This window comes from Pseudomonas sp. WS 5411, assembly GCF_012985595.1.
In the GTDB taxonomy this organism is placed as follows: Bacteria; Pseudomonadota; Gammaproteobacteria; order Pseudomonadales; family Pseudomonadaceae; genus Aquipseudomonas; species Aquipseudomonas shahriarae.
The window spans coordinates 542,736-555,143 of record NZ_JAARMC010000003.1 but is presented as its reverse complement, the minus strand read 5'-3'; the positions used below and the strand labels follow the sequence as shown (position 1 = coordinate 555,143).

The window sequence follows — 12,408 nt, the reverse complement described above, 5'->3', positions numbered from 1 at the left end:
CTCTTTTTCTCCGCTTTCGACCGAGAGGATCGAAACGTTAATAGAGCCAAACAACACTGCTCTACCAACTCCTTCTGGGCTTCGATGAACTGAAGCAACTCGCTGTCGAATTCTGCGTAACTCTTTGCTTACCAAGGAGTTTTCCGTTTCGACTGCGCCGGAAGTGGGGCGAATTATAGACAGATATAAATCGCCGTCAACAGTTAATTTCAGGTTTATTCGGATTTAAGCGTAATTCGCGCAAATGCCTTCTTGCCGGCCTGGCAAACGTGGGTCGCGCCCAGCTCGTATATAAAGGTGCGATCGACAACCTCACCATCTATACGCACACCACCGGACCCCAGAAGGTCACGTGCAACCGCCGAGTTCTTCACCAGGCCTGCCTTATTAAGGACGGCCGCAATCGGCATCGCTTCACCAGCAGTCAATTCGATCTCAGGCAGATCATCCGGCAGCTCGCCATCCTTCATACGATTGCCCGCCGCACGGTGAGCACTGGCCGCAGCCTCCTCGCCATGGAAACGCGCAACAATCTCTTCCGCCAGCTTGATCTTGACGTCCCGAGGATTCGCACCCGCCTCCACGTCAGCACGCAATGCGTTGATCTCATCCATCGAGCGGAAGCTCAACAGCTCGAAGTAACGCCACATCAACGCATCAGGGATAGAAACCAACTTGCCGTACATCACCCCCGGCGCTTCCTGGATGCCGACGTAGTTGCCCAGTGACTTGGACATCTTCTTGACGCCATCCAAGCCTTCCAGCAACGGCATAGTCAGAATGCACTGAGCCTCCTGGCCATACGCACGCTGCAGCTCACGCCCCATCAACAAGTTAAACTTCTGATCAGTACCGCCCAGCTCAACGTCCGCTCGCAACGCTACCGAGTCATACCCTTGAACCAACGGGTATAGGAACTCGTGTATCGCAATAGGCTGATTGGTGGAGTAGCGCTTATCGAAGTCATCACGCTCAAGCATCCGCGCAACGGTGTACTGGGATGTCAGGCGAATGAAATCCGCCGGCCCCATCTGATCCATCCAGGTGGAGTTGAACGCCACTTCGGTCTTGGCAGGATCGAGAATCTTGAAGACCTGGGTCTTGTAGGTCTCGGCATTATCAAGAACCTGCTCACGGGTCAGCGGCGGGCGGGTGGCACTCTTACCACTCGGATCACCGATCATCCCGGTGAAATCACCTATAAGGAAGATCACCTGATGCCCCAACTCCTGGAACTGGCGCAGCTTATTAATAAGCACGGTGTGACCCAGGTGCAGATCCGGTGCCGTCGGATCAAAGCCGGCCTTAATACGCAGGGGTTGGCCACGCTTGAGCTTTTCAATCAGCTCGGCCTCGACCAACAGTTCTTCCGCACCACGTTTGATCAGCGCTAGCTGCTCTTCAACCGACTTCATAACAGACCCGCAAGGCTCAGATTCAAAGGGAACCAACCATACAAGATCAGGGACTAATTACAAGTTTTGCCCTGCAAACGGACACCATTCGGCGAGCCCGGCATTCGCAAGCTTGCGCCACAGATGATTTGGTTATATTTTATACAGTTATTTCATCTTCATCATGTCATTCATCTTTTCCATTTCACCTTTTCAAAGTCAAAATTACCTATGACCACTGAACCGTCTAAAGCGCCACCGCTTTACCCGAAGACCCACCTGCTCGCCGCAAGTGGTATCGCCGCCCTTCTCAGCCTGGCACTCCTGGTATTCCCTTCCAGCGACGTAGAAGCCAAACGAACGACCCTGAGTCTTGACTTGGAGAGTCCGGTTGAACAACTGACACAAGATCAAGACGCTTCTGACGCACAACAAGCCACAACCGCGAGCGCAGAGTCACCATTTGCGCAGATTGAAGAAAGCGCAGACGACACCAAACAAACCGCTCAGGCAGCGCCTGCAGCCCAGGTAGCGAAAGGCCCCGAGCATCGCGAAGTGATCGTGGCCAAAGGCGATACGCTGTCGACGTTATTCGAAAAGGTCGGACTACCCGCCACCACCGTTAGCGATGTGCTGGCCAGCGATAAGCAAGCCAAGCAATTCACCCAGCTCAAGCGTGGCCAGAAGCTTGAGTTCGAACTGAATCCTGAAGGCCAACTGACCACCCTGCACACCAATCTCAACGACCTCGAAAGCATCACCCTGACCCGGGGCGCCAAGGGCTTTGCCTTCAATCGCGTGACCACCAAGCCGGTGATGCGCTCCGCCTACATTCATGGCGTGATCAATAGCTCGCTGTCCCAGTCGGCAGCTCGCGCAGGCCTGTCCCATAGCATGACCATGGACATGGCCAGCGTATTTGGCTACGACATCGACTTCGCTCAGGACATTCGCCAGGGTGACGAATTCGATGTGATCTACGAGCAAAAGGTGGCTAACGGCAAGGTTGTCGGCACCGGCAATATCCTCTCGGCGCGCTTCACCAACCGCGGCAAGACCTACACTGCCGTGCGTTACACAAACAAACAGGGCAATAGCAGCTACTACACCGCCGACGGCAATAGCATGCGCAAGGCCTTCATCCGTACTCCAGTTGACTTCGCCCGTATTAGCTCGCGTTTCTCCATGGGTCGCAAGCATCCAATTCTGAACAAAATCCGCGCCCACAAAGGCGTGGACTATGCAGCACCGCGCGGCACGCCGATCAAAGCTGCCGGCGACGGCAAGGTGCTGCTGGCCGGGCGCCGCGGTGGCTACGGCAACACCGTTATCATCCAGCACGGCAACAGCTACCGTACGCTTTATGGGCATATGCAAGGCTTTGCCAAAGGCGTGAAGACCGGCGGCAACGTCAAGCAAGGCCAAGTGATTGGCTATATCGGCACCACCGGCCTGTCCACCGGCCCACACCTGCACTATGAGTTCCAGGTCAACGGCGTGCACGTCGACCCCCTGGGCCAGAAGCTGCCGATGGCCGACCCGATCGCCAAGGCCGAGCGCGCACGCTTCCTTCAGCAAAGCCAACCGCTGATGGCACGCATGGACCAGGAACGCGCCACCATGCTGGCTTCGGCGAAGCGCTAAGCGATGGCGCTCTATATAGGTGTCATGTCCGGGACCAGCCTTGATGGCCTGGACATAGCGCTGATCGAGCAAAATACGGCGGTCAAGTTGGTCGCCACACATTACATCCCCATGCCTGAATCCCTGCGCGCCGAGCTGCTGAGCCTTTGCGCCAGTGGCCCGGATGAAATTGCACGCTCGGCGATTGCCCAGCAAAGCTGGGTAACGCTCGCAGCCCAGGGCATTCATGCCGTGCTTGAGCAGCAGCAACTCACTCACCACGACATCCGTGCGATTGGCAGCCATGGGCAGACCATTCGCCACGAGCCCGCCCGCGGTTTCACCGTGCAGATTGGCAGCCCCGCCCTACTGACCGAACTGACCGGAATAACCGTCGTCAGCGACTTTCGCAGCCGCGATGTAGCCGCCGGCGGCCAGGGCGCACCACTGGTGCCCGCCTTTCACGAAGCGCTGTTCGGCGAGGCTACTGGCAACCGCGCAGTACTGAATGTCGGCGGTTTCAGCAATCTGAGCCTGATCGAGACCGGCAAACCCGTAGCGGGTTTTGACTGCGGCCCGGGCAACGTTCTGCTCGACGCCTGGATTCACCAGCAACGAGGCGAAAACTTTGACCGCGACGGCCAATGGGCCGCGACGGGAAAGGTCGAGCCACAGTTGCTTAACGCTTTGCTCAGCGACCCCTTCTTCCTGACCAAGGGGCCGAAAAGCACTGGGCGCGAAGTCTTCAACCTGCCTTGGCTGGAACACCACCTCGGTCGACTACCATCGTTCAATGCCCAGGATATCCAGGCCACGCTGCTGGAACTGACCGCACAGACCATCGTCGAGTCGTTGAAAACTGCACAGCCGCAAACCGAAACCCTGCTGGTGTGTGGCGGCGGCGCCCATAACTCGACGCTGATGAACCGCCTCGCCGCCATGCTACCGACCACCCGTGTCAGCAGCACCGCCACCCACGGTGTAGACCCCGACTGGGTGGAAGCCATGGCCTTCGCCTGGCTGGCCCATTGCTGCCTGGAAGGTATCGCCGCCAACCGTCCAAGCGTGACAGGCGCCCGCGGCCTTCGTGTACTTGGCGCGATCTACCCCGCCTGAAACGCAGATAGCAAAACGCCGCTTGGCCCCATAAGAGCCAAGCGGCGTTTTGCTTAATCCGCTACTGATCAGATCGAGAAAGACGAACCGCAACCACACGTCGTGGTGGCATTCGGGTTCTTGATCACAAAGCGTGAGCCTTCCAAACCTTCCTGGTAGTCCACCTCGGCACCTGCCAAGTACTGGAAGCTCATCGGATCCACAACCAGGCTTACGCCTTCGCGCTCGACAATGGTGTCGTCGTCAGCCACATCTTCATCGAAGGTGAAGCCGTACTGAAACCCTGAACAACCGCCGCCCGTAACGAATACGCGCAGCTTCAAGCGATCATTACCCTCTTCATCGACCAGGCTCTTCACCTTGTGCGCAGCACCGTGGGTGAATTGCAAAGCCGTGGGGGTGAAGGATTCAACGCTCATGCTGATAATCTCCCGGCGTAGCGCCGCCATATGCGTGATGACCGCCATTATCCGCTTCTCCTAGAAAAGCGGTCAACTATTGTTACGGTATATCAATCTGCCCGGCGGCCCTTAAAAACACGAAAGGCCCGATCAACGGGCCTTTTGCACAGCAGCCAACGCCTTAAGGCAGCATGCCGGCGTGGGACAAGCCGAGCTTCTCATCAAGGCCGAACAAGATGTTCATGTTCTGCACAGCCTGGCCCGACGCGCCCTTGACCAGATTATCGATAACCGACAGCACCACCACCAAGTCGCCATCCTGCGGACGATGCACGGCAATCCGGCACACGTTGGCACCGCGCACGCTGCGGGTTTCCGGGTGGCTACCGGCAGGCATTACATCGACGAACGGCTCATTGGCATAACGTTTTTCAAACAATGCCTGCAGATCCACCGAGCGATCCACGACCGTTGCATACAGTGTCGAGTGAATCCCACGGATCATCGGGGTCAGGTGCGGCACGAACGTCATACCGACGTCACTGCCCGCCGCACGCCGCAGCCCCTGGCGAATTTCCGGCAGATGGCGATGCCCCTTTACGGCATACGCCTTCATGCTTTCCGAGGTCTCGGAGTACAAGGAGCCTACTGCTGCACCGCGACCAGCGCCGCTGACGCCCGACTTGCAGTCGGCAATCAGGCGCGAGGCGTCCGCCAGACCAGCTTCCAGCAGCGGTAGGAAACCCAGCTGCGTAGCCGTCGGATAGCAACCCGGCACGGCGATCAGACGCGCCTGCTTGATCTGCTCACGATTAACCTCTGGCAAGCCGTACACCGCCTCTTCAAGCAGCTCTGGAGCACCATGGGGCTGACCATACCACTTGGCCCACTCATCGGCATCCTGCAAACGGAAGTCCGCCGAGAGGTCAATGACCTTGGTCCCGGCGGCCAGCAGCTCGCCGGCCAACGCATGGGCAACACCGTGGGGGGTCGCGAAAAACACCACATCGCAGGCGCCCAGGGTCTTGATATCCGGAACGCTGAACGCCAGGCCGTCGTAATGGCCACGCAGGTTGGGGTACATATCGGCAACGGCCAGGCCGGCCTCGGATCGGGAGGTAATGACCACTACCTCAGCTTGCGGATGCTGAGCCAACAGACGCAGCAATTCGACACCGGTGTAACCCGTGCCGCCGACGATACCGACCTTGACCATAAACCTGCCCTCAACGAACCCACTGGAAAGCCGTCGATAATAGGGGCCGTATCGTTCTGCGACAACCGTCAAGGTGACGTACGCACGCTCTAACCTCTACTATCTCCAGTTACCGTGAACCTGGGAATAACTAAAAATGCTTTATCTATGGCTCAAAGCCTTCCATATCGTCAGCATTGTCTGCTGGTTTGCCGGGCTGTTTTACCTGCCGCGCCTGTTCGTCTACCACGCACAAAGCCAGGATGCCGTCAGCCAGGAACGCTTCTGCATCATGGAGCGCAAGCTGTACAAGGGCATCATGCTGCCGTCGATGATCGCCACGCTGGTATTCGGCATCTGGTTGATCAGCCTTAACCCGAGCATCTTCAGCCAGGGTGGCTGGATGCACGCCAAGCTGACCCTGGTGGTGATCCTGATCGGTTACCACCATATGTGTGGCGCTCAGGTAAAACGTTTTGCCCGTGGCGAAAACACCCGCAGCCATGTCTTTTATCGCTGGTTCAATGAAGTGCCGGTTCTGATATTGCTGGCTATTGTAATTTTGGTCGTCGTCAAGCCGTTCTAACTCTACTTAGCCGCACTTAATCCGGGGTACTTCCAATGTCGCTGCCCGCTTTGCTTGAACAACGTCTGCGCCTGCCCGTGGTGGCTGCGCCGATGTTCCTGATTTCCAATCCGCAACTGGTCCTGGCGTGCTGCCGAAATGGCGTGGTCGGGAGCTTTCCGGCACTCAACCAGCGTGAAAGCAGTGGCTTCAAGGCCTGGCTGGAAGAAATCGAAGCGGGCCTGGCGCTGCTGGACAACCCTGCGCCCTACGCGGTCAACCTGATCGTGCACCACAGCAACCCACGCCTTGAGGCTGACCTGGCGATTTGCGTCGAGCACAAGGTGCCGATCGTTATCACCAGCCTGGGCGCGGTCAAGGAATTGGTAGACGCCGTACACAGCTACGGCGGCCTGGTGTTCCACGACGTCACCACTCGGCGCCACGCCGAAAAGGCCGCCGAAGCCGGGGTCGATGGGCTGATCGCGGTGGCGGCAGGGGCTGGTGGCCACGCCGGCACTTGGAGCCCGTTTTCGCTGGTCGCCGAAATTCGCCAGTTCTTCGACAAGACCCTGTTGCTGGCCGGCTGCCTGAACCATGGGCACGAAATCCTCGCCGCGCAATTGCTCGGGGCTGATCTCGCGTATTTCGGCACGCGCTTTATCGCCACCACCGAAAGCCACGCCCCCGATGCCTATAAAGAGATGCTGCTCACATCGCGCGCAGCCGATATCGTGCACACTCCGGCGGTGTCCGGCGTGCCTGCAAGCTTTATGCGCCAGAGTCTGGAAAACGCCGGTTTCGACCTCGCCGCCCTGCAAGGCAAGGGCGAAGTCAACTTTGGCTCCAAGCTCAAACCACTCAGCGACGAGGCCAAAGCCTGGAAGACCGTATGGTCCGCCGGCCAAGGCGTCGGTGAGATTGACGATTTACCCAGTGTCGATGAACTGGTTGCCCGCCTTGATGCCGAATACCGCAAGGCGCGCGAGCACGCAGCACAATTGCGCTGGCCGCGCTGACCCACCCGCCTGGCCTGCCGAATGAGGCAGGCCAGCATTACCCCCCTGAAAAGTGACAAGGATGCCTGCATGAGCGACAACCGTTTCAAGATTGTGTTTGATGGAGCCTTGCTCCCGGGTGTCGAAAGCACCACCGCCAAGCTGAACCTGGCCGAATTGTTCAAAAGCGAAGTCGAGGCGATCGAAAAGCTCTTCACCGGGCGTCCAGTCGCCCTCAAGCGCGACCTGTCTCGCCCCGATGCCGAAACCTACCTGGCCGCCCTGAAAAACGCCGGGGTGGATGCGCGCATCGAAGCTGAACAGCCTGTGGCTTTCAACCTGGCTGAAACCCACGAGACCGACTCCGGCGCCTCCGATTTTTCGCGCCCGGCCACCTCGCCGTATGCACCACCGCGCGCAGCCGTGGGGGATGACCTTCCAGAGTTTTCCACCCTCAACGTGTTCACCGTCAACGGCCGTATCGGGCGCCTGCGTTTCCTGGCCTGGACCCTGGTCCTGAGCCTGGCGCTGTTCGCCATCGTAGGCGCCTTGTTCACCGTGGGCGTGGGTATTGCCGCGGCATCGCCCACTGCGGCGATCATCATTGGTTCACTGCTTGGTCTGGTCTTGCTCGTGGCATCGGTGTGGATGAGCGTCCTGATCACCGTGCAGCGCCTGCATGACCTGGGCTGGTCCGGCTGGTTATGGTTCCTGAACCTGGTGCCGATCGTGGGCAGCATTTTCCCGATCCTGTTGATCGTGCTGCCCGGCAATGCAGGCGCCAACCAATATGGTGCACCACCGCCACGCAACTCGACCGCAGTAAAGGTCCTGGCCACCCTGTGGCTGGCGATGCTCCCATTGATATTCGCCGCCGCAGTGATGCTGGCCATGGGCGGTTACCTGGACCAGCTCGAAACCAGCGTGGACAGTGGCTACGAAAGCAGCTCCATGTCCACCGATGAAGAAGCTGACCAGAGCGTCATCGCCGGTGAAGAAGATGTGCAAAGTGCTGACGATGCGGCCGAACCTGTAGACTCTCCGCAAGAATGAAGAAACGCCCCACGCCTGTGACGCATCTGTCGCAGGCGCGGTGGCGTTGCGATGGAGAAATGCATGACCCGTTACGCTCTGATCACCGGTGCCTCCAGTGGCATCGGCCTGGCCTTGGCCGAAGCACTGGCCCGTCGCGGCCGCAGCTTGATTCTGGTGGCCCGCCAGCGTGATCAGTTGGAAAGTATTGCCATAGAGCTGACCCAACGTTTTGGCGTCGAGGTGCTGTTCCGCGCCTGTGACCTGGGCGAGCCACTGCGCCTGTCCGGGTTCCTGCTGGAGCTGGAAGAAGGCGAGCGGCAGATCGACTTGCTGGTCAACTGTGCCGGTATTGGCACCAGCGGCCCATTCCTGGCCCAGGACTGGATGACCGAGCAGGACCTGATCGAAGTCAACATCCTCGCCCTGACCCGCCTGTGCCATGCGCTGGGTAACTCCATGGCCTTGCACGGTGGTGGGCAGATTCTTAACGTCGCCTCCGTCGCGGCCTTCCAGCCGGGGCCATGGATGAGTACCTACTACGCCAGCAAGGCCTATGTACTGCACTTCTCCGAAGGTCTGCGCGAAGAGCTGAAAAGCTGTGGTATCAAGGTCTCAGTGCTCTGCCCCGGCCCGACCCGCACTGCCTTCTTCGGCACCGCACAGATGGACACCGCCAAGCTGGACCGTCAGCAGCTGATGAGCCCGGAAGAAGTGGCGCTGCACACCGTACGAGCCCTGGCAAAGAACAAAGCGATCATTGTTCCCGGTCGCCGTAACCGCTGGCTGGCGTTCAGCCCACGCTTGAGCCCACGCTGGTTGACCCGCAAGATTGCCGGCGCGATCAACAAGGCCTATTGCCCGCGTTGACCTGCTGGGTACACTCACCCTGCACTTTCATAATGGAGAAACAGCTGTGGATACTCTGTTCACCAAGATCATCAACAGAGAAATACCCGCGAGGATTATCTACGAGGATGACCAAGTCCTGGCCTTCCACGATATTGCGCCAATGGCCCCCGTGCATTTCCTGGTGATTCCGAAAAAGCCGATCCGCACCCTCAACGACCTGACGGAAGAAGACAAAGGCCTGGCTGGACACATCCTGTTCACCGCCCAGCGCCTGGCCGTAGAACAAGGCTGTGAAAAAGGCTTTCGCGTGGTGATGAACTGCAATGAAGATGGCGGCCAGACCGTCTATCACATTCATATGCATGTACTGGGTCAACGCCAGATGAACTGGCCACCCGGCTGAAACCCGCCATTGCAGGAGCCGGCTTGCCGGCTCCTGCAAGAAGCATGACCCAGCGCAAACGCACGCCCCTCTCTTGCGGTAAACTGACCGCCGAGATTTTTCCCGGAGGTCAGCATGACTACCCAACGTCACTACTCGCCGATTGACCGACTGTTGCTGCAGGCCGACACAGCCATGCGCACACTGCTGCCCTTCAGCGGCCAGCCGTATCGCCCGTCACCTGCCATCGTGCAACCCGAAGCACAAATGAGCGAAACGGATACCCGTCATGTCGCCGGCCTGATGCGCATCAACCATACCGGCGAAGTCTGTGCCCAGGCGCTCTACCAGGGCCAGGCCCTGACCGCCAAGCTGCCGCAAGTACGCGCGGCCATGGAGCACGCGGCTGAGGAAGAAATCGACCACTTGGCCTGGTGTGAACAACGTATCCGCCAATTGGGCAGCCACCCCAGTGTGCTCAACCCACTGTTTTATGGCCTGTCGTTTGGCATCGGCGCCGCTGCCGGCTTGATCAGCGACAAGGTCAGCCTGGGTTTTGTCGCCGCGACCGAACATCAGGTGTGCAAACACCTGGATGAGCACCTGGAGCAACTACCGGCCGAGGATGAAAAGTCCCGGGCGATTCTTGAGCAGATGCGTATCGACGAAGAACACCACGCAGAAAGTGCGCTGGATGCCGGCGGTTTCCGCTTCCCGGCGCCGGTGAGGTTTGGCATGAGCCTGATGGCCAAGGTCATGACCAAGAGCACCTACCGAATCTGAGCTGCAAAAAAGGGCGCTTGCAAAGCGCCCTTTCTTTTTGTCAGAAGATCCTGCGATCAGCCCAACTCAATGATCTCGTAATCATGGGTAATGGCCACACCTGCCGCGCCGAGCATGATCGAGGCCGAGCAGTACTTCTCCGCCGACAGCTCGATGGCCCGCTTGACCTGCGCTTCCTTCAGCGCACGCCCCTTGACCACAAAATGCATATGGATCTTGGTGAACACCTTCGGGTCTTCAGTCGCGCGCTCGGCTTCCAAAAAGGCTTCGCAGCTTTCCACCGCCTGGCGCGACTTCTTCAAGATGCTGACCACATCGAAGTTGCTGCAACCACCCACGCCGAGCAGGAGCATTTCCATGGGCCGTACACCCAGATTGCGGCCACCGGCTTCCGGCGGGCCATCCATGACCACCACATGGCCACTGCCCGACTCACCGAGGAACATGGCTTCGCCCGCCCATTGGATGCGTGCCTTCATCGCCCAGACTCCACTGCTAAAAAAGGGGCGCCAGCTTATCACAGGCCCCCGCAAGCGCAGTGTTCTGCCCAAATACGTTCAACAGCAGACTTTGATAGGTAAATTCCCTGATCGAGTCAGAATGCGTCTGTTAAGCTGACGCCAAATCTATGGCGCATTGCCATCCTCCGGATGGATCCGCTCTATAAAAATACCAGCCCAACCACACCGTGCAGTCTTTTCGGGATACAACCATGGTTGCTATTACCCCCATACCCAAGATCAAGAACCTCGATAAGTTACTGACCCATTGTCAGAGGCAACGCTATCCGGCCAAGCAGAACATCATCTGCGCCGGGGAACGCTCGGAAACCCTGTTTTTCATTATCAAAGGTTCGGTCACGATCCTGATCGAGGATGACGACGGTCGCGAAATGATCATAGCCTATCTCAATACCGGTGATTTCTTCGGTGAGCTGGGCCTGTTTGAACAAGCGGGGAAAGAACAGGAGCGCAGCGCCTGGGTGCGGGCGAAGATTGAGTGTGAGGTCGCAGAAATCAGCTATGCGAAATTTCGCGAACTGGCCCAACAAGATCCGGACATCCTTTATGCCCTGAGCGGCCAGATTGCCCAGCGCTTGCGCAACACCACGCGCAAAGTCGGTGACCTGGCGTTCTTCGACGTCACCGGGCGCGTCGCCCGCTGCTTGCTGGAACTGTGCAAGCAGCCGGATGCCATGACCCATCCAGACGGCATGCAAATCAAGGTTACGCGCCAGGAAATCGGCCGGATTGTCGGTTGCTCACGGGAGATGGTCGGTCGAGTGCTCAAGGATCTGGAAGAGCGCAACCTGGTGCACGTCAAAGGCAAGACGATGGTGGTGTTCGGCACTCGCTAGTACGCAAACACCTGTGCCAGCATCTGCCGGTATAAACCGTCGAGGCGGCTGATGGCATCCGGCGCAGCAAAGGCTTCATGCAAGGCGATATGGCTGTCGGCACGCACCCGCTGCTCGAGGCCGCACGCCTGATTGAAGCGATTGACCGCTGCAATCAGTTCCTCACGATGGTTCTCCAGCAACAATGCGCCATGCACCAGGCCTACCGGGCGCCCGCCACTCTGGCGCCAGCGCTGGGCAGTACCGACCATCTTGCGTCCGTTGAGATTGACGTTATAGCGGCCATCGCAAAAGGCCCCGTCGATTTCGCCCACAGAGGCATCGCCGCCCAACTCGGTCAGCAAGTCGCAAATGGGCTGGCACAGGCGCAGGTAGCCGGTCTCGATGCGGCCCTGGTCGCCCTCGCTACGGGGTGGCGCGTAGACCAGTGCGATATTCACCGTCGCCGCAGACTGCGGCACTGGCTCCCCCCCTGTTTCCCGCAGCAACACCGGCCAACCGTGGGCGGCCGATACCTGACTGGCCGCGTCAAAGGCGGGCAGACGACTCAGACGGCGAGGCATCACCAGTGCCTGGTCGCTGGGCTGCCAGAACAGCAGGCCGAAGGATTGTTCACCCGCGCAGACGGCGGCCAGCAAGTCCTGCTCGGCGGCAAGGCCTGCTTCAACGGTCATCGCTACGGGTTGGATCATCGAACACCTGCCTTTCTG

At 58.9% G+C, this 12,408-nt stretch carries 14 protein-coding genes; 9 read left to right on the top strand and 5 right to left on the bottom strand.

What is annotated here, in order from left to right; genetic code table 11:
- Window positions 1-215 precede the first annotated feature (215 nt).
- Complete coding sequence (gene tyrS / locus HBR93_RS09185) at window positions 216-1,415, bottom strand: tyrosine--tRNA ligase (protein WP_076962201.1); 1,200 nt, start codon at window positions 1,413-1,415, stop codon at window positions 216-218.
- Between the two features lie 210 nt (window positions 1,416-1,625).
- Between tyrS and HBR93_RS09180 the strand changes: the two genes are divergently transcribed.
- Together HBR93_RS09180 and HBR93_RS09175 are read left to right on the top strand one after the other, a co-directional pair.
- Window positions 1,626-3,038 (top strand): peptidoglycan DD-metalloendopeptidase family protein, encoded by a 1,413-nt coding sequence (locus HBR93_RS09180; protein WP_057440340.1) that lies wholly within the window; start codon window positions 1,626-1,628, stop codon window positions 3,036-3,038.
- Between the two features lie 3 nt (window positions 3,039-3,041).
- On the top strand, window positions 3,042-4,133 hold the full coding sequence (locus HBR93_RS09175; RefSeq protein ID WP_169960157.1) for an anhydro-N-acetylmuramic acid kinase: 1,092 nt from the start codon (window positions 3,042-3,044) through the stop codon (window positions 4,131-4,133).
- A 68-nt stretch (window positions 4,134-4,201) separates the two neighbouring features.
- On the opposite strand, the gene erpA is transcribed toward HBR93_RS09175, so the two are convergent.
- On the bottom strand, window positions 4,202-4,552 hold the full coding sequence (erpA, locus tag HBR93_RS09170; protein ID WP_003176443.1) for an iron-sulfur cluster insertion protein ErpA: 351 nt from the start codon (window positions 4,550-4,552) through the stop codon (window positions 4,202-4,204).
- 163 nt (window positions 4,553-4,715) lie between these two features.
- Window positions 4,716-5,750 (bottom strand): N-acetyl-gamma-glutamyl-phosphate reductase, encoded by a 1,035-nt coding sequence (gene argC, locus HBR93_RS09165; protein ID WP_169960156.1) that lies wholly within the window; start codon window positions 5,748-5,750, stop codon window positions 4,716-4,718.
- A gap of 136 nt (window positions 5,751-5,886) precedes the next feature.
- Between argC and hemJ the strand changes: the two genes are divergently transcribed.
- The 6 genes from hemJ (at window position 5,887) to coq7 (ending at window position 10,341) form a co-directional block, all read left to right on the top strand.
- Entirely contained in the window at window positions 5,887-6,315 is a 429-nt protein-coding gene (hemJ, locus tag HBR93_RS09160) for a protoporphyrinogen oxidase HemJ (protein ID WP_057440337.1), read from the top strand.
- 35 nt (window positions 6,316-6,350) lie between these two features.
- On the top strand, window positions 6,351-7,313 hold the full coding sequence (locus HBR93_RS09155; RefSeq protein WP_057440336.1) for a nitronate monooxygenase family protein: 963 nt from the start codon (window positions 6,351-6,353) through the stop codon (window positions 7,311-7,313).
- 69 nt (window positions 7,314-7,382) lie between these two features.
- The gene (locus tag HBR93_RS09150) at window positions 7,383-8,345 is read left to right on the top strand and encodes a DUF805 domain-containing protein (RefSeq protein WP_057440335.1); all 963 of its coding nucleotides are present in this window, start codon (window positions 7,383-7,385) and stop codon (window positions 8,343-8,345) included.
- A gap of 63 nt (window positions 8,346-8,408) precedes the next feature.
- Window positions 8,409-9,194, top strand: coding sequence for an SDR family oxidoreductase (locus tag HBR93_RS09145; RefSeq protein WP_057440334.1), 786 nt, complete (start codon window positions 8,409-8,411; stop codon window positions 9,192-9,194).
- Window positions 9,195-9,240: 46 nt separating this feature from the next.
- On the top strand, window positions 9,241-9,579 hold the full coding sequence (locus tag HBR93_RS09140) for a histidine triad nucleotide-binding protein (RefSeq protein WP_032858506.1): 339 nt from the start codon (window positions 9,241-9,243) through the stop codon (window positions 9,577-9,579).
- Window positions 9,580-9,693: 114 nt separating this feature from the next.
- Entirely contained in the window at window positions 9,694-10,341 is a 648-nt protein-coding gene (coq7, locus tag HBR93_RS09135) for a 2-polyprenyl-3-methyl-6-methoxy-1,4-benzoquinone monooxygenase (RefSeq protein WP_029296753.1), read from the top strand.
- Window positions 10,342-10,397: 56 nt separating this feature from the next.
- Here the strand turns inward: coq7 and HBR93_RS09130 are convergent, their stop codons facing one another.
- Window positions 10,398-10,820 carry an OsmC family protein gene (locus HBR93_RS09130; RefSeq protein WP_005792019.1) on the bottom strand — a complete coding sequence of 141 codons (423 nt, stop codon included), beginning with the start codon at window positions 10,818-10,820 and terminating at the stop codon, window positions 10,398-10,400.
- A gap of 233 nt (window positions 10,821-11,053) precedes the next feature.
- Between HBR93_RS09130 and crp the strand changes: the two genes are divergently transcribed.
- Window positions 11,054-11,698: a cAMP-activated global transcriptional regulator CRP gene (crp, locus tag HBR93_RS09125; protein ID WP_057440333.1), complete on the top strand. Its 645-nt coding sequence runs from the start codon at window positions 11,054-11,056 to the stop codon at window positions 11,696-11,698.
- Here the strand turns inward: crp and HBR93_RS09120 are convergent.
- Entirely contained in the window at window positions 11,695-12,390 is a 696-nt protein-coding gene (locus HBR93_RS09120) for a lipoate--protein ligase family protein (protein WP_057440332.1), read from the bottom strand. The two genes, crp and HBR93_RS09120, sit on opposite strands and share 4 nt — an antisense overlap.
- Window positions 12,391-12,408 lie beyond the last annotated feature (18 nt).

Excerpts from the sequence above, each read along its gene's own strand:
- tyrS (WP_076962201.1), bottom strand. The coding sequence starts at position 1,415 with ATGAAGTCGGTTGAAGAGCAGCTAGCGCTGATCAAACGTGGTGCGGAA.
- HBR93_RS09180 (WP_057440340.1), top strand. The coding sequence starts at position 1,626 with ATGACCACTGAACCGTCTAAAGCGCCACCGCTTTACCCGAAGACCCAC.
- HBR93_RS09175 (WP_169960157.1), top strand. The coding sequence starts at position 3,042 with ATGGCGCTCTATATAGGTGTCATGTCCGGGACCAGCCTTGATGGCCTG.
- erpA (WP_003176443.1), bottom strand. The coding sequence starts at position 4,552 with ATGAGCGTTGAATCCTTCACCCCCACGGCTTTGCAATTCACCCACGGT.
- argC (WP_169960156.1), bottom strand. The coding sequence starts at position 5,750 with ATGGTCAAGGTCGGTATCGTCGGCGGCACGGGTTACACCGGTGTCGAA.
- hemJ (WP_057440337.1), top strand. The coding sequence starts at position 5,887 with ATGCTTTATCTATGGCTCAAAGCCTTCCATATCGTCAGCATTGTCTGC.
- HBR93_RS09155 (WP_057440336.1), top strand. The coding sequence starts at position 6,351 with ATGTCGCTGCCCGCTTTGCTTGAACAACGTCTGCGCCTGCCCGTGGTG.
- HBR93_RS09150 (WP_057440335.1), top strand. The coding sequence starts at position 7,383 with ATGAGCGACAACCGTTTCAAGATTGTGTTTGATGGAGCCTTGCTCCCG.
- HBR93_RS09145 (WP_057440334.1), top strand. The coding sequence starts at position 8,409 with ATGACCCGTTACGCTCTGATCACCGGTGCCTCCAGTGGCATCGGCCTG.
- coq7 (WP_029296753.1), top strand. The coding sequence starts at position 9,694 with ATGACTACCCAACGTCACTACTCGCCGATTGACCGACTGTTGCTGCAG.
- HBR93_RS09130 (WP_005792019.1), bottom strand. The coding sequence starts at position 10,820 with ATGAAGGCACGCATCCAATGGGCGGGCGAAGCCATGTTCCTCGGTGAG.
- crp (WP_057440333.1), top strand. The coding sequence starts at position 11,054 with ATGGTTGCTATTACCCCCATACCCAAGATCAAGAACCTCGATAAGTTA.
- HBR93_RS09120 (WP_057440332.1), bottom strand. The coding sequence starts at position 12,390 with ATGATCCAACCCGTAGCGATGACCGTTGAAGCAGGCCTTGCCGCCGAG.